A 24,639-nucleotide genomic window follows, 5' to 3' on the forward strand; every position below is an offset into this window, starting at 1 on the left:
TATCCCATACGAAAATCTCGCAAAAATATCTCTGAGCAGTATATACTTGAATATATAGAATCTCTTAATTAATTGTGTAGAGCGATGGCACAGCAACAACAGCAGTCAGGTTCAGATAATTCAATGGCGCCAGTATGGATAATCATACTGTTGTTTATTACAGCGTATTTTATTTGGGCATTGGCTCATCAGTATATTGTCAATTTTGTATTTACTATCAATATATGGCAAGCGCGATTAGTTAATTTATTTTTAAATAATCAGACTTTAGCGAATCAAATTTATTTGATGCAAACCATTGATCCTACTACTGTAAATTGGGAGCAAATGGTGAATATGTCGCGCAGCGTAGGTGATTACATGCGCTATCCAGTTGTATGTGTCATGGTGGTATTGGCTGTTCTTCTTTATAATTCAAATATTACTTTAAAGTACCGTCGAGCCCATGATATGAAAAGTTTGCGAGCTCAGGAGCAATTTAATTGGCCGGCTATAATGCCAGTTGTTAAAGAGGATTTGGTGAGTCAAGACGTTAATAAAGGGCCCTGGGCCATGGCATTAACCCCTATGGAATTTGCTCGAAAATATAATTTATTAAGAAAGGATGATGCGTTGCTGGATAATCCTCTACCTGGAGAGGAAATGACTGCAGGAGTTAAGCGTGGCGATGCAAAACGAGTGTTTACCATGCAATTGGGTCCTTATTGGGATGGTTTTGAACGTTGCTCACCTCAGGCCTATGCTTTATCTGCTGTTTTCATTGCACGAATGAACAGAGATAGAGACGCAGCAAATAATATTCTTAAAGTGTTGGATAAAACATTTGTTGATGGGAAACCTGATTTTTCTGTTGCTAAACCAGTGATGAAAAAATATCAGAATAGTGAGTTAGTTCAGGAGGTAGTCGCTAAACATGCTTATATGCTAACAGTCATCGCTTCTTTGCTTGAGGCAGCCCGACAGGATGGTGTAGTACCAAGCTCGGAATTCTTATGGTTAAAACCTGTAGATAGGCGTTTATGGTATATGCTTAATTGTGTAGGTAGGCAAACTCCGTATTCAGAGGTTGCAGGTCCTTTTGCACACTGGAAAGCTGAGAAAGTAATGGGGCGGCGTTCTTTGGTGCCAATGATAGATGAAGCGATTAGAGCGTTAGAAATTGCGGTAAAAGAAGTGAAATTAACACCACGTCAAATGGAGGAGTTAGAGCCATGATGCGGGGTATAGAGTCTCGACATGAATTAGACCCAACTCTTTTGCTTAGGGATACACGTACCCTGACGCAAAGGTTAGCGGATTTTTTTGCAGATCCAACTAATATTTCTATTGTTCTTATTTCTTTGGCAGCTGTTTCATATTATTTTTCTGAAGCAGCAACATTTTTGATGATTATTGGATTTGTATTCTTTCTTTATAGTTACACTCGAAAGCAAAAATTACCTTTTCGATTACCACAAATTGCACGTGTGAAAGATTATAACGATATGAAGCCAGGTATTAATAAACCGAATATGGCTCGAGGAATAACTTTTTTTGGTAATGACAGAAAAACAGGCGAGGAACTTTGGTTTGCTAATGATGATATGCGTACTCATGCCTTGATCTTCGGCTCAACTGGTAGTGGTAAAACGGAAACTTTAGTTTCTCTGTCATATAATGCACTAGTACAGGGAAGTGGGTTTATTTATGTTGATGGAAAAGGTGATAACTCTCTTTATGCCAAGGTATTTTCTTTAGTAAGGAGTATGGGGCGTGAAGACGATTTGCTTTTAATTAATTTTATGACTGGTGCTCGTGATATCGTTGGTCCACAGGAAAGAAGATTGTCGAATACTCTGAATCCATTTTGTCAAGGTTCTTCTAGTATGCTAACCCAGTTAGTAGTTAGTCTCATGGGATCTTCTGGCCAATCAGGGGATGGAGATATGTGGAAAGGACGGGCTATAGCTTTCGTTGAGGCTCTAATGCGCTTGCTGGTTTACATGCGAGATGAAGGCTCAATACTTCTTGATGCTAATACTATTCGAAATTACTTTGATTTACAAAGACTGGAGTCGATAGTTATTGACAAGGTTTTCCCTCGAGACGACCAGGAAAGCGTTAATATTGAGACAGTACCTAAATTAGTAACCGATCCTTTACGAAACTACTTAAATACTTTGCCTGGTTATAATAAAGAGAAAAAAGGGAAACAGGTTTCCCAGGTTTTAGAGCAGCATGGTTTTATTACCATGCAGCTTGTACGAAGTTTCTCATCTCTGGCTGATACCTATGGGCATATTATTCGTACTAACCTAGCGGAAGTCGATTTTAAGGATGTGGTATTAAATAGACGCATCTTAGTGGTTTTACTACCTGCCCTGGAAAAATCACCAGATGAATTATCTAACCTTGGGAAGATCATCGTTTCTTCATTAAAAGCCATGATGGCGGCAGGGCTAGGAGAAGAAGTAGAAGGTGATTATCGCGATGTTATTTTAAGAAAACCTACCAATGCCCCAACTCCTTATATGTGCATACTCGATGAGTATGGATATTACGCGGTTCAAGGTTTTGCGGTAGTGCCAGCCCAGGCGCGTTCTTTAGGGTTTTCTGCTATCTTTGCCGGGCAAGATTTACCAGCATTCCAAAAAGCGTCCAAAGAAGAAGCAGCCTCTATTGGAGCAAACACGAACATTAAAATTTGTATGAAATTGGAAGATCCTACAGAAACCTGGGATTTCTTCACTAAAACAGCTGGTGAAGCTTATGTGACTAAAGTAGATTCATTTCAAACCAAGGAAACAAGTATTGCTAACAGCTACATGGATACAAAGAGTTCTTCTTTTGAAAAGAGAGCACGTGTTGATCTCTTGGATTTGAAAGAACAAACCGAAGGTGAAGCTCATATATTTTTCAAATCAAAAATTGTTCGCGCCCGAATGTTTTACGCCAATCCCAAGCCCGTTAAACAACTGAAAATTAATCAATTTTTAAAGGTAGAACCTCCGCCAGATGAATATTTAATGAAGTTACAAAAACAATTGGCTTCTTTTCAACGTATTCTTGAAAGTGGTGATTTGAGTATTAATAAGGTAGTTGAAAGTGAAGAAATTACCCTAATTACCAATGCATTAAAAGAAGCCAATGTTGAAGAACCAATTGAAAGAGGAGTTGCAGCTTTAATCGCATACCATGGACAAAATGAACCTGAACCTGTAGAAGATATTGTTGAAGAGGAAATTGAAGGTGCATTAACTATTTTCAGTAAACTTAGAGTGGATTCCAAGGCACCTCCTCTATTGGTTGCAGATAAAGAGACTTTTTCTGAGTCACTATTACCAATTAATGAAACAAGAAATCAGATGATGATGATAGAGCGTTTGGCTGGAGCTAAAGATAAGTATGCTGGGACCGTATCAAACGAATTAATCAAAGATTTTCAAATTGCGACCAGTTATCCTCCTGAAGAAAGAGACGTCATTGATGCTACTGAATTAACCAATATTGTAAGAGATTTATCAGCTAAAATTGCCATCGAGCGTGAAAAAGCTAATAAAAAGACTGAAGAAGAATTAATATAACTAATTGACTGATGGTTTTAACTTTTATACCACTTCAAGCTTTTTTATAATTCCTGGAGAGTTTCTGTTCTTTAGATATTGATGAATTTATCGAGATCTTTCAAAGTTTACTTGTCTATGCGTCTTAATTCACATAAGTGGATTTATCCTATTAGTCAACTCTGTCTTAAATAAATAAATTATTTAAAAAAATGGTATTTTTATTAAATTCATTGTAACGTAATGATTTGTATGTTTTTATTATCAAATGGAAAGTTTGAGATAGTTAGACATAGATAACACAATTAGTCTATTTTCGAAGATGGGGATAACAGGTGAGATCAGTTCGTACTAACTACATCTATGTATTGTTTAGAATTACTGGATTATTTTTCTTATTACTCCTGAGTGCTTGTCATCGATCTGGTTATGTCTCTGATAATGAGGCTCCAGCATTACCATGTCGTGTTGATGGTGCTTGTGATGCCACCATAATCAAAATGATGACCGATTTAAATAAAAAAGGTATAAAGGTTGCATCAGTGGGGCAAAATTATTTAATTAGTATTCCAGCGAGTGCTTTGTTTGCTGATCAATCTCCTCGGTTACATTGGGCTTCATATGGTCTTTTGAATGAAATTTCAACGTTTCTTAAACAATTCCGTAAAATTGCAATAACCATAACTAGTTACAGCAGTAAATATGTATCAGTAAAAAGAGAGCGAGCATTAACTTTGGCGAGATCAAGGGTCGTAAGTGAGTACCTCTGGTCACAAGGAATTGACAGCAGGATCATCTTTACACAAGGCTTGGGTAGTGATAAACCTATAACTAGTTATACGTTGGGTGGTGATAAATCACCAAATGCACGGGTAGAGATCACATTTAGGCGAGCTGTGGCATAATTGGGGTAAAAATGAGTCGAGAGGCATGGGCTTTAATAAAACGGAATAAGAACTTTAATGTCCATATTTATAGGCGTGGTTTAATACTGTTGCTTATTTCTCTTGGATTGAGTTGCGGGTTAGTAGTTTTGATTTATTATATTCATATACATGAACCTGAACGAGATTTTTATGCAACTAGTGGAATAGCCCCTCCTGTCCAGCTTAAGTCAATGTTGACTCCCAATATGTCATCTGAGCCATTGCTTGAGCCAGATCCACCAAATGATAATTTACAAAGGGTTATACCGCAATAATTTTAGAGGATATTATGGCTGAAGATGCCTTAACAGTAGTTGCTTTAAGAAATAAATTTTATAAAGATAGTCAGCGCAAAGTAATATTAGCGTTATTAGTAGCTATCTTAGTGAATGTTGTTTTAGCTTCACTAGTAGTCTATATGATTACGCATCCACCAGCTCCAAAGTACTTTGCAACAACTATTAATGGACGTATTACTCCTTTATTTCCTTTAGATGAGCCAAACCAATCGGACTCTGCTGTTTTACAATGGGCTAATCAGGCAGCTATTGCAGCATTCACATATAATTTTGTGAATTATCGAGATGAACTACAGGCCTCTTCAGGGTTTTTTACAGCGGAAGGTTGGGATCAATTTTTAGGAGCATTACAACAATCCAATAACCTTGATGCTGTTAAGGCAAAAAAATTAGTTGTTTCTGCAGTGGCAACTCGAGCTCCAATCATTTTGCAAAAAGGAGTGTTAAATGGTAGGTATTCCTGGAGAGTGCAAATGCCAATATTGGTTACCTATCAAAGTGCCAGTGAATTCACACAACAAAATAACGTGGTGACGATGCTGATAACGAGAGTTTCGACATTGAATTCCCCTAGAGGGATAGGTATCGCTCAATTCGTAGTTGGACCTGCCAGCGGTGGGGTATCCTAATTATGAAAAAATATTTTCAATTATATAAATATTGTTTAGGAATTGGTCTGACACTTTATATGTCGTGCAGTGCATATGCTGCTGACCAATCAGATGACGCTCAACAAGCATTGCAGCAACTACGCTTGTTACAACAGAAATTATCGCAAAATTCACCCCAAGATTCACAGGGGGGTAGTGATGGAGGTGATGGTGTAAATGCTAATGCAGCCACACAAGCACCTGGTTCCCAAGCTGGACAAGCTAACGCAACTCAACGAAATCAAGCACCAGGCGCCGATGGTGAAGGTCAGGTAATTAGTCAAGATGATGCGGAAGTTATTGATAGTAAAGCATTCAAGGATATGACACGTAATTTGTATCCATTAAATCCTGAGCAAATAGTTAGATTAAAACAAATTTATGAAACTTCTGAATACGCCAAAGCGTCAACTCCTGGCACTCCACCTAAACCTACCGCGACGTCTCAATTTGTTAATTTATCTCCCGGATCAACGCCTCCAGTCATAAGATTATCACAAGGTTTCGTATCTTCTTTAGTGTTTCTGGATTCAACAGGTGCTCCTTGGCCAATTTCTGCATATGATTTAGGAGATCCATCTGCATTTAATATTCAGTGGGATAAAACCAGTAATACCTTAATGATACAAGCCTCGAAACTATATAACTATGGTAATTTGGCAGTTCGATTAAAAGGATTAAATACTCCAGTAATGCTCACTCTTATACCTGGTCAAAAAGCTGTAGATTATCGAGTGGATTTAAGAATTCAGGGTTATGGCCCTAACGCTAAAAGTATGCCAACGGAAGAAGGTATACCCCCATCAGCAAATGATTTACTTCTTCATGTATTAGAAGGAGTACCGCCACCAGGCAGTAAGCGTTTAGTCGTTAGTGGTGGAGATGCTCGTGCTTGGTTATCCAATGAAAAAATGTATGTTAGAACTAATCTCACTATATTATCACCGGGCTGGTTGGCTAGTATGACTAGTGCAGATGGAATGCATGCCTATGAAATGCAAAAATCTCCGGTTTTGTTAGTGTCCTGGCATGGAAAAGTCATGCAGCTCAAGGTAGAAGGGTTATAAGCAAATGGCGAGCAAAAAAGAAAATCTAAAGTCACTGTTTTCCAACACTCGGACGAGAGTGATTATCATTTTTACGGCAGTATTGCTAATTATTGCAGTAGTAATCGGTTTTTTAAAATTAAGAGGCACAGGTGGTGCTGATTCTCTTGCTACTGCTGAAGTCTCAACTGTTCCAGGTGGGATTCAATCTATTCCTGGGGTTCTGGATCCAACTGCTCAATACGCCAAACTACAAGAAGAACAAAATGTTACCCAGGCTGAAAGCGCTGAAAAATCAGGTGGGAGTGCAATTCCAACTATTATACGCACCCAGGCATTAGGGGAAGGGGTAGGCGTCATTGGTGCTCAATCGGGGGTAGGTTTTACTGCTCTGGCACAAGAAGACTTGGGTGGGCCTCAACGGAGCTTATGGCTACAAGAGTTACAAAATGGTGGTTGTAGCAAATCGGTAATTACAAAAGTTGTGAATCAAGGGGCACAGTTAAGTGATTTGAAAGCAGCCTGTAGTTGTGTTCAGTTAAAGGATAGCGGCTATGTTTTAAATGAACTGGAACAAGTCTGTGAATGTAAGGAACTGAAAGCAGCAGGTTATAATGCCAGGCAGTTAAAAGAGGCAGGCTATAGCGCGGGTCGCCTAAGAAGTTGTGGATTTGATGCTTGTGAATTACGTAATGCGGGCTTTACAGCTCAAGAAATGAAAGATGGCGGTTTTTCAGATGGGGAATTAAAAGGTGCCGGGTTTTCTGATGCTGAAATTGCAAAAGCTAGTGGTCTACCGGATGGTATTACTGCAGACGATGTACGCAAAGCAGGATGTGGAGCAGCGGCTTTGGCCAAGTTGCGCCAGGCAGGGGTGAGCGCATCTGCGATTAGGAAAATTAGTGGCTGTACGGCGGAGCAGTTAAAAGCGGCGGGATATAGTGCGAAAGAATTGAAAGATGCAGGCTTCAGTGCAGCAGACTTAAGACGAGCAGGTTTTACTCCTGAGGAATTAAAGGATGCTGGGTTTACTGCCAGAGATTTACTAAATGCAGGGTTTACTCCTGAAGATCTTGCTAAAGCAGGATTTTCAGCTGCCCAAATTAAGGCAGCTCAAGCAGAATTACCCCCTGGCATCACACCACAAGATGTCAAGAACGCTGGTTGCGATGTTGATGCTTTGAAGAAAGAAAGAGAAGCAGGAGTTAGTGCTGCGTTGATTAGGCAATATGCTGGATGTAGCGCACAGGCACTGAAAGCAGCAGGATTTACTGATGCGGATTTAGCGAACGCTGGGTTTACTCCGGCACAAATAAGAGCAGCGAATCCTTTAAGTGACGCTGATATAAAGGCAGCTGGTTGTGATCCCGAAAAACTGAAAAAACTATTTTCTGCCGGTGTGTCAGCCAAACGTATTAAAGAGCTAAATGGTTGTAGTGCAGCGGCCTTAAAAGCGGCAGGGTATGACGCACAATCTTTGGCTGATGCAGGATTTAGCCCTCAAGAGTTACTTGCAGCAGGCTTTACCCCAAAGCAATTAGAAGATGCAGGGTTGAATCCTGCGTCAGTTATTGCGGATGGACGTGTTGCTGATTGTAGTGTGGAGTCGTTAAAAAAAGCGAGGGCGGCAGGTGTTAGTGCTTTAGCAATAAAACAAACACTAGGGTGTTCTGCTGCAGCCCTGAAGGCAGCTGGTTATACTGCGAAGGAGCTGAAAGATGCAGGGTTTACTGCGGCTGAATTAAAAGCAGCGGGATTTAGTGCCAAAGACTTAAAAGATGCTGGATTTACAGCTAAGGAATTACGTGATGCCGGGTTTTCTGCCCAGGAATTGAAAGATGCTGGTTTTAGTGCTAAAGATCTTAAAGACGCAGGTTTCTCAGCGGCGGAATTAAAAGCAGCCGGATTCACAGCTGCTCAGCTAAAGGCAGCTGGTTTTTCCGCTAAAGAACTTAAAGATGCAGGTTTTTCAGCCGCAGAATTGAAGAGTGCAGGCTTTAGTGCAAAAGAATTGAAAGACGCTGGATTTACTGCTTCGGACTTGAAGAATGCAGGGTATAGTGCAAAAGAGCTGAAAGACGCAGGATACTCTGCGGATGAACTGAGTAAAGCTGGATTTACTGCTGCTGAACTTAGAAATGCTGGATTCACTCCGCAAGAGTCTACTGTAGCAGGATTGGGAGGCCCCAATTTACAACAAGTTGATTCCAATATTACAGGAATTCCAACTATTCCTGGTGGTACTCCGAGAGCGACACCTTCTGAAACGTCCTCTAGTGCTGAACAGCTTCAAGCGATTTTGAAAAAGCAAAATGAACAATTAGCTGAACAAAAATATCAGCAAACAATTCAACAAAGATCATCAGATATGCTTTCAGCTGCTAATCAGTTAGTCCAGGACTGGAAAAGAGTTGAGACCCAGGCATATGAAGAAGCTACAGAGGAATCAAAACCTGGTGAAGGTGCTGTTCAGGGAGCGGGTGGTGTGCCTACTACTGGAGGAGAACAAATAAGCGCTGGTGCAGGCAGTGCTGAAGCTCAAGCAATCATTAAGACAGGTGATATTATGTTTGCCGTTCTGGATACCTCAGTGAACAGTGATGAGCCTGGCCCTATTTTAGCTACTATAGTTACAGGTAAGCTAAAGGGAGCAAAACTTATAGGGAGCTTTAATTTGCCATCTAATGCAGATAAGATGGTGATCACATTTAATACGATGTCAGTTTCAGGGGCAGCAAAAACTATATCAATATCTGCCTATGCAATTGACCCAAATACTGCAAGAACAGCTTTGGCCAGTAGAACCAATCATCATTACTTAATGCGATATGGATCCTTGTTTGCTTCATCTTTCTTGCAAGGTTTTGGTAATGCCTTCCAGTCAGCAAATACAACGATTACTATTGGTGGTACTGGTGGCGGTAATAATATTACTGTGGCTAATGGTGTGGGACGGTCAACATTGGAAAATGCGGTGATAGGACTCGCCACTGTTGGTAAAGCTTGGAGTCAACAAGCTCAGCAATTGTTTAATACACCAACTACTGTGGAAGTTTATTCTGGCACAGGTTTAGGTATTTTATTTACTCAGGATGTTACAATAACTTAATTTGATGGCGGATAATAATGGCAGAGCACGATCAAAATAATGAGGAATATAAATTTGCGGAACTTGATTCCTATGATATGGACCAAATGGGTGATTCCGATTCACAAGGTTCATCTGAATCTGGGAAAGAAGAAGTAACAAAGAAAAAGGATGTTAAACGAAATGCCCTGATTGTTGTCGGGATAGTCGTTTTTATAATGGTTATGTATAAAATTATAGGTTGGATGTTTTTTTCAGGAAAAACCGAACCAGTTACACCCCAACCAACTATTCCATCAGTAACACAGACAACAACCCAACCAGCACAAACGATACCAACGATCATTCCTGCCCAACAAGTACAACCGACTGTTATTGAAAGTGACCCAGATTTAAAGAAAAAGGTTTCAACAATAGAAGTTATGCAACAAAGTCTTCGCTCTGAAGTTAATGCACTTAGCGAACAAATAAACGCGGTTAATAATAATATTAAAAATCTAAACACTCAAATTGTAAATTTAAACCAGGTCATTGGTAATATGTCGAACCAAATGGCCAAACAGGCTGAAGTTATCAATGTCTTAATGGAAAGGACAACACCGAAGAGGGTCGTAAAAGTTTCTAGACCTGTTCCTGTAAGAATTATTTATTATATACAGGCAGTAATTCCAGGAAGGGCTTGGCTAATTGGTTCAAATGGTTCTACACTTACAGTTAGAGAGGGATCAAAAATTCCCGGATATGGAGTAGTTAAATTAATTGATTCATTGCAGGGTCGAGTTTTAACAAGTTCTGGACAAGTGATAAAGTTTAGTCAAGAAGATAGTTGAGGCGTATATGGCTGATCCAACTTGTACTGGCGGTACTGTAGCATGCTGGATAGTAAAGCAAGCTGACATATTAAATAATATTGCTAACCAACTGGAACCTGTACAGAGGTTAATTACTGGTGGAGCCTATTTGATAGGTTGTGCCTTTTTGTTTAAAGCAATATATAGTTTAAAAGTTTATGGAGAAGCCAGAACTATGATGTCAAGCAATACTAGTATTAAGGAGCCAGTGATTTATTTATTGGTTGGAGCATTGCTAGTATATTTTCCTTCGCTAGTCTCATCAGTTATGCAAACAACGTTTGGCTATAGTAATCCACTGTCGTATACAAGTATAAACAGCGACAGTAATGCATTAAGTACTTTATTTGGTAGCGGAAGTCTTGTTGGATCACCTTTAACAATAATTATTCGGGTTATTGGATTGATTGCGTTTGTAAGAGGGTGGGTATTAATTGCACGTTCAGCGTCGCAAGGACAGCCTCCAGGAGGTACGGGTAAAGGTTTGATTCATGTATTTGGTGGTATTTTGGCAATCAATATTGTGGGCACTGTCAATATGATTAATAATACTTTGTATGGTACTTAAACTTATTCAAAACTAGGAGAGAATTGTGAACATTAAGGTTACCCATAAATCAGGTTATAAATACTGGTTTTTAAGCGCAGTTAGTTTGGCTTTAATTGCCTTAGTCTGCCAGGATGCCGCAGCGGGAGTATCATTAGGCAAAATGGCTTCGACAATTACCACGTCATTTACAAGTCTTACCAAATTAATTACGGCAGGTTCCTATTTAGCGGGGCTTGGTTTTTCTATTGGTGCGATTATGAAATTTAAGCAACATAAGGATAACCCGACTCAAATTCCAATCGGAACTCCAATAGCATTGATATTTATTGCTGCTGCATTATTGTTCCTTCCTTCAATTCTGGGAGTAGCAGGTGTGACTATGTTTGGTGGTAGCGGAGGTAAAACTGCTGGACCTACTGGAACAGTATATAAGACTAGCTAATCAGAGATATTATTCATGTATTTGGGTAAAGCTTTATTGCTTTACCCAATTTAATTTATAGATAGATAATGAATGATTGCCTCTATTGATATGGTAAGTATTCTTAGGCTGACTGGTGTCAGGTAGGAAGATAAAACACATGTTTTTTTGAAAACTGGCTTAATGTGAACCAAAAATATGGCGGATAATCAGCAGCGATGTGAGTTAAAATTAATTGCTTCACCAGGTTCCTGGCGTTTGTATTCTGCCAGAAAAGTTGATGAGCGATTTAAATCATACGAACAAAAAATATTTCACAGAGATAGGTATACCTGTCAGTTTTGTGGGTTTCAAGCTCGCTTATATCAGGATATCGTTAATCTGGATGGTGATTATACAAATAATAGATTATCTAATCTGGTCACATCTTGTTGTTTTTGTGCCCAGTGTTTTTTTGTGGAGTCAGTTGGTGTTGGCGGTTATGGTGGAGGTACTCTGATCTATCTTCCGGAATTAAGTCAACCTGAATTGAATAGCTTATGTCATGTCCTTTTTTGTGCAATAACCAATGATACGGGATATAAATCCAGTGCACAGAATATATATAGAAGTTTTAAATTTCGTTCACAAATTGTCGAGGAAAAATTTGGTGAGGGTACAAGTGACCCGGCAATATTTGGACAGTTAATGATTGATTCAGGCGTGAATAGTGAAGAAATAAGAGCTCAACTTTTTAAGAACATAAGGTTACTACCCTCCAGAGCAAAATTCCGAAAACAGATAGAAAAATGGGCTGCCAGCGCTCTAGAAGAAATTGCAGATTAAATAGAGAGCTCTATTAATAAAAAATTGAGGACAAAGGATGGCAAATTGGTCAGAATCATTTTTTGAAGGCGTTGATACTTTCTTTGCCTGGTTAAGTACTTCGTTGAAGCAAACCACTGAGTCCTATATTGATTTGGAAACAGCAGATAGCTCTACTGTGTTAGTAAATCATGATGGGTCTTTGCTATCTGTATTAAAAATTGAAGGGATTACTGCATTAGCTGGCCCTGAAGAATTTGATCGATTGGTAGAAGGCCTGTCCAACTCATTTCAGGCTGCTATGGGTAGGCCTGGTCATGCACTACAAGTTTATTTTAGTCATGATAAACAAAACATAGTAAAAATGATTAAGGATATCTATGAGCCAGCAGAGGCATCAGCAAACAGGCTTGAACTGAATTTAAGAGATTTATTTGAAGAACGTGTGAATTATTTATCACAGTACTGTGCAGAAGAGCGAGTCTATTTTGTTTTATATACCAGACCATTTAATCTGGCAGGCGATCAGTTAAAGGCTGCCAATAAAGCAAAAATGAAGATGTTAAAGGATATGAAGGCTCCGCCATTTAAAAATACACAAACCATTTTTGCAGCGATACCGGAATTAAGAGATACTCATGATGCTTATGTGCGCGCAATTCTTAATGATTTGGACGCGATGAACATTATAGCCAAGTTACTTGAGGTACATGAAGCGGTGCATGCCATTCGAATGACAGGTGATCCTGATTATACTGCTGATGATTGGCGAGCTACATTACCTGGAGATAAAATACCTGTTCGAGAACTGAATAATTTTGAGGGAGATCCTTCCGATTTATTATGGCCGCCATTGTCCAAACAAATTTTGCCAAGAGATGCTGAAATCATTGATTTACGCACAGTTCGAGTTGGTGACAAAATTTATTCTACTACCTACATTGATTTATTTCCAAAGGATGTGAGGCCTTTTATTAGTTTATTTTCTCGTATTCTTCCCTCACATGTTCCATGGAAAATTTCCTTTTTGTTGGAAAGTGAAGGGTTAAGTACTATCAAATTGAAGGGACTATTAGCTGCCATATTAAGTTTTAGTTCAGCTCAGAATCGGTTGATCAGTGATTCTGTCAATTTATTGAAATACATACAACTCAATACGGATGAGGCTATTGTTCGACTCCGTGTTGTTGCAACGACATGGGCTCCGGAAGGAAATATACCATTACTGAGACGAAGAAGCTCTGAACTTGTTAAAGCTGTTGAAGGTTGGGGTTCTACTGATGTCTCTGAACTTTGTGGAGATCCATTTGCTGGTTTTGTGTCAAGTATGTTGGCTGCCACTTTAAACAGTTCTGCGGTACCCTCTGTAGCTCCTCTAACAGATGTAATAACAATGTTACCTATTACACGGCCAGCTTCACCTTGGAAGACGGGAGCGCTACTTTTCAGAACACCTGATGGTAAACCGTGGCCTTTTCAACCTGGTTCTACTGAACAAACGACCTGGATCGATCTGGTTTATGCTCGCCCTGGTTCTGGTAAATCCGTCTTGTCAAACGCGTTAAATTTAGCGCTTTGTTTGTCTGGTGGTTTAATGCGTTTACCACGTATAGCAATTATTGATATAGGTCCCTCAAGTAGTGGTCTAATTTCACTATTAAAAGAAGCTCTCCCGGCATCAAAACGTCATTTGGTTGCATATCATCGGCTAAGGATGACTCCAGATTACTCAATTAACCCTTTCGATACCCAATTAGGATGTCGCTATCCTACAGCTTTGGAGAGGTCATTCTTAGTAAATTTCATGACTTTATTAACTACTCCTTTAGGTGCTGCAAAGCCGTATGATGGAATGGCAGATTTAGCGGGTATGGTGGTAGATGAATTATATAAAAGTTTGGCAGACGAATTTAATCCGACTCCTTATGCCCCAGGCTTGGAAGAATTTATAGATGGTATCCTGGAGGAAATTGGATTTGTGAGAGATGCTAAGTCCACTTGGTGGGAAGTTACGGACTCATTATACTCCGCAGGGTTTGTTCATGAAGCATTGTTAGCTCAAAGATACGCTATGCCATTATTAGCGGATGCTGCGTCTATTTGTAGAACTCCCTCAATCGAAGATTTGTATGAAAAGATTACAGCACCTACTGGTGAATCATTAATTAATGCTTTTTCCAGAATGATTTCAGCAGCTGTTCGTGAATATCCTATTTTATCAAGAGTTACCAGTTTTGATATTGGTGATGCCAGAGTGGTGTCACTTGATTTAGATGAAGTAGCGAAAAGTGGTGGCGATGCGGCTGATAGGCAAACTGCCGTTATGTATATGTTAGCCAGGTATGTATTAGCAAGACATTACTATTTAACTGAAGAAAGTTTGAATAATGTACCAGAACAATATAAAGAATATCATAAACAAAGGGTATTAGAGATTCGTGAGGATCATAAACGCATTGTTTATGACGAATTTCATCGTACTGCAAAATCTACTGCAGTTCGTGAACAAGTTATTATTGACATGCGGGAAGGTCGAAAATGGAAGGTGCAAATTGCCTTACTATCACAATCAGTAGATGACTTTGATCCTGTGATGATTGATTTTGCTACTGCTATTTATGTAATGGATGCAGGACCTTCTCAGGCTGTAGAGAAAACCAGCGAAATTTTTGGTCTTTCTGAAACAGCCAAAATAGCTTTACGTACTCGAGTGCATGGTCCAAGACAAGGGGGGGCTACTTTCCTTGCTCAGTTTGCTACTAAAACGGGAATAAACGTCCAGCTTCTGACATTGACTTTAGGACCGGTGGAGTTATGGGCATTTAGTACCACTGCAGAAGATGCTACAGTAAGAAATCTCCTGTATAGGCACTTAGGCCCTTCAGAAGCTAGACGACTTTTAGCAGCACTATTTCCTAATGGTACGATAACTAAGGAGTTAGAATCTCGTTTGGCAGGCATGAAAGAAAAAGCTGGATTAATTGAAGAGGAAGAGAGAAGCGGTGTTATTAATCAGCTAGTGAACGATATTCTAGATGCCTACTCGAAAGATCCAAACGTTAAAAGTTTGCCTGCAAAAATCAACTAGAGGGCGATGATATTTCTATTCTCTTTGTTCTCAACCACTTGATTTTCTCAGCTTCACAGCCCACAGGCTTACTGTAACTATCCACGCCGTGTCGACGGAATGCCATATTTGTTCAATCTGGGTGCAACTTTGGCATTCTACCAAGATTCAAGATATATACCCTGATGGTTACAATTTTTATATATGCTTTATTAGTAAGCATAAAACAAATGCTGTTGACTTTAATGAGCTTAATTAGTAGTTAACAACCAATTGAACCTCATGTTTTATATTAATTCCTTCTGATAGCTTTCACGAATAGAAAAGGTTATTGATATTACAACCAGGGTCCATATGAACAAATACCATGCAGGAGCCATTTTATTACTACTTAATTCAATCAATATAAAAGCAACTAAAGGCATGGTACCGCCAAATAATGCTTGACCGATATTGTAAGATATAGAAATTCCACTCGCACGTATACTGGTTGGAAACATTTCTGCAATAATAGTTGGTACCGTAGCATTGATAGGGGCTAATGCCATAGACAATAATAACTCACAACTTAGCGCTTTCCACCAATTGCCACTTAATAAGAGCCAAAAAAATGGGAATATTAGTATAAAAAGGGAGAACAAACCCATTAAAAAAATGGGCTTACGGCCCACAAAATCAGAAATAAATCCCATTAACGGGATCAGGACCGTCAAAAGAGCGAGAGCAATTAAATTAATTAATAAAGCATCTTTTAAAAGGAAATGTTCAGATTTTACTAAAAATGTGGTGACATAGGCTATAAGCATATAGTTGGCAAGTGCAAGAATGCTCGTAATCATTATGGATAAAAACAGTTGTTGTTTAAATCGTGTAAATACTAATTTCGCAGGAAGTTCTGTGGTGTGTTTCTCTCTAAGAAATGTGGGCGACTCAAAGCTCTTAATCCGTAAATAAATACCTAAAACTCCTAAAATGCCTCCTAATAAATAAGCATATCTCCAACCCCAGCTAAATAAAGAATTACCAATAAATAGAGTACTGAATATGGATGCAGTAAGAGCTCCTACAAAAATACCTAAAAAGGCGCTGCTTAACACTAAACTTCCTGCCAATCCTCTTTTGTGTTGAAACATGTGTTCAATTAGGTAAGTTGTGGATCCTGGGAGCTCTCCTCCAACGGCTAGACCCTGGATAAGCCTTAAAGTGGAAAACAAAATGGGGGCCATAATTCCCCAGGAATTAAAATCAGGTAACATAGCAATCAGTGTGGTAGATATCGTCATAACCGACATAGAAAGTATTAATGCCTTCCGTCTTCCAACATGATCAGCGTAGTGTCCTAACAGAAGACCACCAATCGGCCGCATGATAAATCCTATTGCAAACAGGCTGAATGTTGCTATAAGAGAGACAAAATGGATTTTTGAAGGGAAAAAAATCTCTGCAAAAACAGGGGCAAAGCTGGCATAGAGTAAAAAATCATACCATTCCAAAGCATTTCCATATAATCCAGCAAAAATGCTGCATCTTACATTGTGTTCCATAATTACACTATGTGATCGTTTAAGGTAAATCCATTTAATATCCCTGGTGTAAAGGGGTTGATCTGATTGTTTGTTTTTAATAAATAACGACCAGAGTTGCTATTCACTTCAAAAAGTATTTGGAGGCTAGAGCTGTCTTGATCATCAACCAGGACATTAACTTTCTCAAGTAATTTAAATATTGCCCAGGCTCCATGCTCTGTGAGCTCATAATGATTTCCTTCAATAGAATCAAGAGCTAATTTGGCATTATTTTGAGGCCAACTGAAACGTGTAAATGAATCGCTGGTTTGATTATCCATTAATTTTGTTTCACCAATTTCAAGCAGTAGACTGGAAACTACTGGGTCAAGATTTATTTTTTGCAAACTGAAATCAATTTTACTTGTGTCACTGTGATCAGGAAAGAACATATTAGTGATAATGTTGGCACGAATCAATTCATCAATTACTTCATTTGAAATAGGTAAAATAAAACCATTAACCGCTTTAGGTTTCCACTCAGGAGTTGAAGTGTCCAGGAATGGTTTAATATATTGCTCAGTGTAGGTATTCAGCAAGCCATGTGCCGAGAAAAAGCGGTTAAAATCTGCAATATCGATTTCTGCAGTTTGTGAAGAATCAAAAGGATATCGTTGGGCAATAGAGTTTTGGAATTCCCCATAGACTGTTTTTTGCCATTGATGGTTAATATACTGACGACTGTCACGAATTAATATAACCCAAGCGTCACCGGCTATTTGTTTTGTCCAAGTACTTAAAGGTTCAGGTAATTGCCTTGCCTGATTGTAAAGCATGCTCACTGGATCAGATGAGTTTTCATTAATAAAACGAGAACGTGTAATGGTAAAAGCGGTTCTACCTCCGTCGTTTACAACGGATAAGGTCGAAATAAATCGTTCCAATTCAGAAATTCTAATACCTAATTCTTTTATACTAGATAATGTGGTTAAATTTAAATCAGTAAATTGATTGGCAATGAATTGGTTAAAAGTGGATATGTTTTCAGTTAAATCTGGTTTTGTTTCCTGTTGAATAAGATTAACAAATTTATAAAACGAATTTGATTGTTGTATTATTTTGGTTAATTGACGACCTTGTTGATAATCCTGATAACGAAGAGGTTGAGATTTCTTCATGAAGGTTTGCCACCATGTGACGTAATCAAAACAATAGGCCTGAATAAGCATGTTATGTAGTTGAGACAAATCCTGCCTTGAGAGTACCCAATTTTCAGCCTGAAGAGTATTGGTAATTTTAGGCAATTCATTAATAATTTTTGCAAATCCGGTTTTGGTAAAATAGATAGGCACTTCATCAGTAGGTAAATTAAAACCTTCAATGATTATTTTTTGTTTTTCTATGGGGAAATACTCTTTAGCAATCGAATAGTATAAATAACTTGTTGGTAGTGCGTTAAGATAATTTCTGGCATCGCTAATTGTTTGCGATTTTATGGGTATATTTTGCAGTGGCTTATTAAGAGTCTGCTTAAGAAGAGCTAATTGTTTTTGATTAGTACCTGATGTTTGTCCTTGCCATTGGTGCTGGAACCAATCCAATATGGGTTGCGCGGTAAAATGTTCTGGTTGTCCTAACATTAAATAAATCTTCAGGGCTTTATAGCGAGTTATGGGTGTGTTGCTGGGATTTGTAATGACTTGTTCTAACTCATTAGTTAATGAAGGTAGAAATTCTCCTTGTAAACGATTTTGAGTATTGCTTTGAAGATTTAATTTTAATTGATGCACCGTCGGGAGAGATATAGAATTTGAGGCTATATGGTTAATTTTATTTGCCGCTTGCGATAAATGATATAAAGCTTGCGCCCCATTGTTTTTCTGATTGTTAAGTGCTTCATAGGTAAGTAATTCTTTGCTGGCTTCATCCAGGATCTGGGATGTTTTATAGTGATTATAAATTAGAATTAATAAACTGAGGCCAGCCAAGCTTGCCGCAATAGCAATAAATGATTTTTGAGGAAATTTTGCAATGTGTGGTATTTGACCACATTGTTCCTGGATTGTTTTTACAGCGCCTTCCACAAAATAAGATCTGAAATTGGTTGCTTGCGGAAAGGTATCTTGTACCATCAAAGCGTATTCGTGTTGTATTTTTTTGTTTAGCCTGTCAATGCTTACCCCACCCTGTTCAGCACTTGTGAAAAAAATAGAGTGAAGATGAAATAATTTTGGTGAAATTCCTTGAATTAATGTCTGAATTGGTGCTCTTAAACTTGCTAATTGCAATGGAAATTCACGGATCAGACTCCGTTTAATCGTTGAGCGTACGGGATGCATTTTATTGATAACCTGTTGCCCAATAGCTTCAATTAATTGATTGAATTGTAGAGAGTAAGTTTCAATTTTTTTTCTTAATTGGTTTACACAATCCAAGGAGAATCCAAGTGGTTTGGATAGATCGTTGGTATGGTCCATTTGGTAAAATTCAGAAAAACCTGCCAGAGTATCCATTTTAGTGAATATTAAAGCTAATTCAGCTTGATATCCCAGATTAGCACCTAAACGATGAATGAGTTGTAGATGAGATTTTTTTTGTTCAGCAAATTGTGTTGGTTCGGATATTAATAAATCATTGACATCTACACATAAAATTAGACCGGTAATTTTGAGATGTCGATTACATTTATTTAATTGCTTTAGTGTTGTTAGTAATAATGTTTTACTATTAGTAAGCCAATTTTCACCAAGCTCGACTATAATTCCTCTTTGATTAAAATAAAGTTTGGCAAGCTCTTCGCTAAATACTGGCATTTCTTCCATGTTACTCTGTTTTAGCAAAGCAGATTTTCCTTGGGCATTTTTTCCAGTGATGACGATAAATGATAATTGATTAATCTGTGGCTTTAGTTGAGAGAGAATTTTTTTTATAGCATCACATAATGCTCGTAATGAGTTGTCCATTAGTTTTCCAGCATAGCAAGTTGAGTATGTCCAAATAAAACCGTTTTAGCTTTACTTTCTAATAAAATATGGCTAGTAAAGAAAGCCAGAATTACAACACTTACGGCAACAAAAGTAGTGATCATAGTGGCTTTATAATTTTTTTTAATAGTTTTAGGTATAGGATTTTCATTAAACAAGCGAAGTGGTTTATTGAAACGATGTTTTTGAATTATTTGATACAAATCTTCAATTGTATTATCAAGCACTTGTCGCCCATCAGCTTTTAGATGATATTCTCCCTCAAATCCGGCAATCAGACAAAAATAAACTAATTCAATTAAATCAAGGAATTGGTTTGGTCTCTCTTTAATGTAATTAAGTATTTCAAAAAAACGTTGTTGCGGTTGCGCACCATCGCTTGATAATGGAGTAAATGATTTAAATTCTGCTGTCAGGTTGTAAACTCTGAGATAATTTTTACCTAATATTTCATCAATAGTAGCTGATAATAAGTATTGGGCAATGCTAATAATATCCAAAGGGTATTTGGATGCGTCTAATTTACTGTGAAAGGCACGTAGTTCATGCAGTATATTTTCTCGTATATCTTCTACTGGAGGTAAAGATGGACTTAAGCAAAGTCTTTCTAATAAGGACAGTAATGGCCCTGCTGCTGCAACCAAAATATTTGTAGAAAATGGGGCAATAAATAATTTCGAGCGATAGTATCCACTTGGAACTAGCGCAGGTTCTGTGATTGCAAGACGGCTGACAAGTGAGGATGGGTATTGCTCAGTTGTCATATTATTACTCCAAATGAGATTAGATTACGCATTAGACTTCTTGCATAACCTGTATCTTTTGCCTTACAGCAAGGTGAAAAGAGATGTTTCTATGGTTCTCATTTACTTATATAGGTAAACTTTGCTCCTCGAAACACTTGTGTCTTGCTTTATAACAAAATCCAAAGGGCCTACAAAAGAAGTCTTCAAAAAGCTTCAATTAAAAAGAAGATGATACGTTATATACTGCTCTTTATTCAAGTTAGTCAAGCTTACAATTGAATTTGAGTCATAATATCTAGCGAATTGTCAACAGACCCTAATGTTTAAAATGACGTATTCCTGTAAAAATCATCGCTATACCATATTGTTCAGCACAAGCGATAATTTGTTCGTCTCTGATAGAGCCGCCTGGTTGAATAATTGATGATATCCCTGCTTTTGCTGCGATTTCAATAGTGTCTGGAAAAGGAATAAAAGCATCTGATGCCATCACAGAGCCCAGAGGGTCAAATCCCATTTGCTCTGCTTGCCATAAACCAATTCGAGCGCTCATTACTCGACTGGTTTGACCGCCTCCAATACCTATAGTAGCCAAATCTTTGGCATATACTATTGCGTTAGATTTCACATGCTTTGCTGCTAACCATGCAAACATTAAATTCTCTATTTGCTGCTCGGTTGGTTTTATCTGGGTGACGGTTTGTAGTTCACAGGATTCCAGAGATAGAGAATCATGTTCTTGAACTAATAAACCGCCATCTACTTTTTTCATATTTAATCTAAAACTTGTGCCTTGCTGCCAAAAATCTGTTAGCAAAACACGAATATTTTCTTTAGTTGCCAGAATTTTTTTTGCTTCCTCATTAGCATCAGGTGCAATAATGACTTCGACAAATTGTTTTTCAAGTATGGCTTTAGCAGTATCACCGTCCAGAGTCCCATTGAACGCTATAATTCCGCCATAAGCTGACACAGGGTCGCTCTGGAAAGCTTTTAAATAAGCACCTAGTGAACTATCCGCTAAAGCAATGCCGCAAGGGTTAGTATGTTTGACGATGACGCAAACTGATTTTTCATTGGAAAATGATTTAACACAATCAAGGGCGGCATCTGCATCAAGAATATTATTATAGGATAATTGTTTTCCCTGCAACAAAGTTGCCGTACCTAGAGAACCTTGATGGGAATTTTTATCGGCATAAAAAATAGCTTGTTGATGGGGATTTTCACCATAGCGAAGATCGGTGATCTTGTTAAATTGACAGGTGAGAATATCCGGGAATCCAGTTGGCGTATAATCGTTATCTAGAGTGGTCAAATAATTAGCAATTGCAGCGTCATAGGCTGCAGTATGGGCGAATGCTTTTTTGGCTAAGGCAAACCCACAATGAGAGGGTATTTTTTGATCGTGTAAATAATTTATTAATTCTGAATAATCATCAGGATCAACCACTACATAAGTGTAGGCATGATTTTTTGCAGCGGCCCGAACCATGGTTGGTCCACCAATGTCAATGTTCTCAATAGCTTGATTAAAATCACAATCAGGGCGGCTAATTACTTGTTCAAAGGGATATAAATTAACAACTACCAAATCAATAGGTTTTATCCCATGCATTTGTAAAATGTGTTTGTCTTGTTCGCCACGTGCCAATAACCCGGCATGAATTGCAGGATGAAGCGTTTTGACCCTCCCATCCATAATCTCGGGAAATCCTGTGCAATCACTGACATCAGTTACTGGCAATTTATTTTCCCTTAATACAGCGGCTGTATTACCAGTAGCTATTAATTCTACACCATGCTCATGCAAGGCTTGTCCGAGTTCTTTTATTCCTCTTTTATCTGAGACACTCAATAATGCTCGACGTGGTTTGAATGAAGAGAAAATTTGTTTTTTAGCCATTTACATTTACCTTAGTGAAAACAGTTATTATTTACTGGCAAAGACCAGCAAAGACCATCCATCACAATTTTCTGTTGAAACATGAGTGAATGCCGAGTCATATGCTTCAATGAGCAAAGGAACTTGCTCTTCCAAAATCCCCGATGTGACTAATTTTTCACCTCTTGGGAGAAGTTGATGAAAACGCTCTTTTAAACTGATTAACGGGGCTAGCAAGATGTTGGCAATAATAAGATGCACGGGATCCTGTAATGCGTCTGGAGAGCTGATAGACAGTTGGTTCTCAACAATATGGTTAACATGGGCATTATTCTGAGTCGCCTGCAGGGCTTGATTATCTATGTCGACAGCATAGACGTGTTGGGCACCTAATTTGATAGCAGCCAAAGAGAGTATGCCTGAACCACAACCATAGTCTATTATTGATTTATTTTTTAAATCAGCCTGCTCTAACCAAGTTAAGCATAATGAAGTTGTAGCATGTGTCCCTGTACCAAAAGCTAATCCCGGATCCAGTATTAAATTCACGGCATCGGGTTCAGGTGGTGTTAGCCAAGTTGGACAAACCCACAGGCGTTTACCAAAACGATGAGGTTGAAAATCTTCCATCCAGGCTCTTTCCCAATCTTTATCAGCAAGTGATTCCAAGCTGCAGTGTAAAGAAGGTCTTTTAGCGGCTAATTGCTTTCTGACGTACTGTACTTCTTCTGCTTGGGCAAATAAGGCATGAATAATGACCTCCGGCCATAGAGGCATGGCGCCTGGCTCTGGTTCAAGAACAGGGTTGTCATTTTTATCCGTGAGCATAATAGATAAAGCACCATGTTCTTCTAGTTCTTCAGTAATTTCCTCAATCTCTTCATTGGGACAATGTTCTATTTTTAATTGAAACCACACGTTTATTAATCCTTGAGCATTTTTTCTAAATAGTGAATATTGGTGCCACCTTCAATAAAGGATTTGTCATGAAGGATACGTTGGTGTAATTCAATATTGGTTCTTATACCATCAATAATAATTTCATCGAGAGCGTTTCGCATTCTGGCAATTGCTTCCGCTCTTGTAGCTCCATAGCTTATCAATTTTCCTATCATAGAATCGTAATTAGGTGGTACCACATAGCTACTGTAGATGTGAGAATCAAAGCGAATGCCGGGACCTCCTGGTTGGTGGAGCAATTTTATAGTTCCAGGGGAAGGCATGAACGTTTTTGGATCTTCTGCGTTGATTCGGCATTCAATAGCATGACCACATAACTGAATGTCTTTTTGAGTTAAAGTAAGAGGGATATCGCTGGCAATTTTGATTTGTTCTTTAATTAAATCGATACCAGTTATCATTTCAGTTACTGGATGTTCAACCTGGATACGTGTATTCATTTCAATGAAATAAAAACAGCCATCCTGGAATAAAAATTCAAAGGTTCCAGCACCTCGATATTGTAATTCCTGACAAGCTTTGATTACTGACGCACCAATTTTTTCTCTTAATTCAGGAGTGATTCCTGGAGCAGGGGCTTCTTCAACTACTTTTTGATGACGCCTCTGCATGGAACAATCACGTTCACCCAAGTGAATGGCATGTCCTTTTCCATCGCCGAGGACCTGGAATTCAACATGCCGTGGATTTTCCAGAAATTTCTCCATATAAACTATTGGGTTATTGAATGCTGCTTTTGCTTCGCTTCTGGTTAATGCAATGGCGCTAAGTAAATTGGATTCACTGTGAACGACTCTCATTCCTCGTCCACCGCCACCACCAGCGGCTTTGATAATGATTGGGTAACCAATTTTTCGCGCAAGCTCCAGATTGAGGTTATCATCATCCCCTAAAGGACCATCTGAACCAGGAACACATGGAACCCCTGCCGCTTTCATTGCAGCGATAGCAGAAACTTTATCACCCATCAGGCGAATAGAGTCGCCACGTGGTCCAATAAAACGAAAACCACTTTGCTCGACAATATCTGCAAAATCAGCATTTTCAGATAAAAATCCATAACCAGGATGTATAGCTACCGCGTCAGTTATTTCCGCAGCGGAGATGATTGCCGGAATATTGAGATAACTTTTTTGAGCGGGCGCAGGCCCTATACATACTGTTTCATCTGCCAGACGAACATGCAATAAGTCTTTGTCAACATCGGAGTGGACAGCGACAGTCTGAATGCCAAGCTCTTTGCAAGCACGCAATATACGAAGTGCGATTTCGCCTCTATTAGCAATAACTATTTTACTGAGCATAGACACGCCTC

General features: G+C 38.6%; 18 protein-coding genes. 12 read left to right on the top strand and 6 right to left on the bottom strand.

Annotated elements, in window-relative coordinates:
- Positions 1-84 precede the first annotated feature (84 nt).
- The 12 genes from icmP to icmB all read left to right on the top strand — a co-directional run bounded on the left by icmP (position 85) and on the right by icmB (position 15,265).
- A complete protein-coding gene (gene icmP, locus ACZ5EK_RS02370; protein WP_464431223.1) occupies positions 85-1,215 on the top strand; it encodes a type IVB secretion system coupling complex protein DotM/IcmP in 1,131 nt (376 codons plus the stop codon).
- Complete coding sequence (gene icmO, locus ACZ5EK_RS02375; RefSeq protein WP_464431224.1) at positions 1,212-3,563, top strand: type IVB secretion system protein IcmO/DotL; 2,352 nt, start codon at positions 1,212-1,214, stop codon at positions 3,561-3,563. The genes icmP and icmO overlap by 4 nt, the downstream gene beginning before the upstream one ends.
- A gap of 314 nt (positions 3,564-3,877) precedes the next feature.
- On the top strand, positions 3,878-4,447 hold the full coding sequence (icmN, locus tag ACZ5EK_RS02380) for a type IVB secretion system protein IcmN/DotK (RefSeq protein WP_464431225.1): 570 nt from the start codon (positions 3,878-3,880) through the stop codon (positions 4,445-4,447).
- Positions 4,448-4,458: 11 nt separating this feature from the next.
- Positions 4,459-4,743 carry a type IVB secretion system protein IcmM/DotJ gene (gene icmM, locus ACZ5EK_RS02385; RefSeq protein ID WP_464431226.1) on the top strand — a complete coding sequence of 95 codons (285 nt, stop codon included), beginning with the start codon at positions 4,459-4,461 and terminating at the stop codon, positions 4,741-4,743.
- Positions 4,744-4,757: 14 nt separating this feature from the next.
- Complete coding sequence (locus ACZ5EK_RS02390) at positions 4,758-5,396, top strand: type IVB secretion system apparatus protein IcmL/DotI (protein WP_464426341.1); 639 nt, start codon at positions 4,758-4,760, stop codon at positions 5,394-5,396.
- Positions 5,397-5,398: 2 nt separating this feature from the next.
- Entirely contained in the window at positions 5,399-6,484 is a 1,086-nt protein-coding gene (gene icmK, locus ACZ5EK_RS02395; RefSeq protein ID WP_464431227.1) for a type IVB secretion system protein IcmK/DotH, read from the top strand.
- Between the two features lie 4 nt (positions 6,485-6,488).
- A complete protein-coding gene (gene dotG, locus ACZ5EK_RS02400; protein WP_464431228.1) occupies positions 6,489-9,572 on the top strand; it encodes a type IVB secretion system protein DotG/IcmE in 3,084 nt (1,027 codons plus the stop codon).
- Between the two features lie 14 nt (positions 9,573-9,586).
- Positions 9,587-10,381 (top strand): type IVB secretion system protein IcmG/DotF, encoded by a 795-nt coding sequence (gene icmG, locus ACZ5EK_RS02405; protein WP_464432436.1) that lies wholly within the window; start codon positions 9,587-9,589, stop codon positions 10,379-10,381.
- A gap of 7 nt (positions 10,382-10,388) precedes the next feature.
- Positions 10,389-10,970: a type IV secretion protein IcmC gene (locus tag ACZ5EK_RS02410; RefSeq protein WP_464431229.1), complete on the top strand. Its 582-nt coding sequence runs from the start codon at positions 10,389-10,391 to the stop codon at positions 10,968-10,970.
- A 25-nt stretch (positions 10,971-10,995) separates the two neighbouring features.
- Positions 10,996-11,394: a type IV secretion protein IcmD gene (locus ACZ5EK_RS02415; RefSeq protein WP_464426345.1), complete on the top strand. Its 399-nt coding sequence runs from the start codon at positions 10,996-10,998 to the stop codon at positions 11,392-11,394.
- Between the two features lie 177 nt (positions 11,395-11,571).
- The gene (gene icmJ, locus ACZ5EK_RS02420; protein WP_464426346.1) at positions 11,572-12,198 is read left to right on the top strand and encodes a type IVB secretion system protein IcmJDotN; all 627 of its coding nucleotides are present in this window, start codon (positions 11,572-11,574) and stop codon (positions 12,196-12,198) included.
- 37 nt (positions 12,199-12,235) lie between these two features.
- Positions 12,236-15,265 (top strand): type IVB secretion system protein IcmB/DotO, encoded by a 3,030-nt coding sequence (icmB, locus tag ACZ5EK_RS02425; RefSeq protein ID WP_464431230.1) that lies wholly within the window; start codon positions 12,236-12,238, stop codon positions 15,263-15,265.
- Between the two features lie 266 nt (positions 15,266-15,531).
- Here the strand turns inward: icmB and ACZ5EK_RS02430 are convergent, their stop codons facing one another.
- From ACZ5EK_RS02430 to accC, 6 genes are all read right to left on the bottom strand, one after another.
- Positions 15,532-16,788: an MFS transporter gene (locus tag ACZ5EK_RS02430; protein WP_464431231.1), complete on the bottom strand. Its 1,257-nt coding sequence runs from the start codon at positions 16,786-16,788 to the stop codon at positions 15,532-15,534.
- A 2-nt stretch (positions 16,789-16,790) separates the two neighbouring features.
- On the bottom strand, positions 16,791-19,712 hold the full coding sequence (icmF, locus tag ACZ5EK_RS02435) for a type IVB secretion system protein IcmF (protein WP_464431232.1): 2,922 nt from the start codon (positions 19,710-19,712) through the stop codon (positions 16,791-16,793).
- On the bottom strand, positions 19,712-20,497 hold the full coding sequence (icmH, locus tag ACZ5EK_RS02440) for a type IVB secretion system protein IcmH/DotU (protein WP_464431233.1): 786 nt from the start codon (positions 20,495-20,497) through the stop codon (positions 19,712-19,714). Before icmH ends, icmF begins: the two co-directional genes overlap by 1 nt.
- Before the next feature lie 298 nt (positions 20,498-20,795).
- On the bottom strand, positions 20,796-22,385 hold the full coding sequence (gene purH / locus ACZ5EK_RS02445; protein WP_464431234.1) for a bifunctional phosphoribosylaminoimidazolecarboxamide formyltransferase/IMP cyclohydrolase: 1,590 nt from the start codon (positions 22,383-22,385) through the stop codon (positions 20,796-20,798).
- Positions 22,386-22,412: 27 nt separating this feature from the next.
- On the bottom strand, positions 22,413-23,282 hold the full coding sequence (prmA, locus tag ACZ5EK_RS02450) for a 50S ribosomal protein L11 methyltransferase (protein WP_464431235.1): 870 nt from the start codon (positions 23,280-23,282) through the stop codon (positions 22,413-22,415).
- Between the two features lie 5 nt (positions 23,283-23,287).
- Positions 23,288-24,628 carry an acetyl-CoA carboxylase biotin carboxylase subunit gene (gene accC, locus ACZ5EK_RS02455; RefSeq protein WP_464431236.1) on the bottom strand — a complete coding sequence of 447 codons (1,341 nt, stop codon included), beginning with the start codon at positions 24,626-24,628 and terminating at the stop codon, positions 23,288-23,290.
- Between the last annotated feature and the right edge of the window lie 11 nt (positions 24,629-24,639).

It is taken from the genome of Legionella sp. JM-2024, assembly GCF_055389095.1.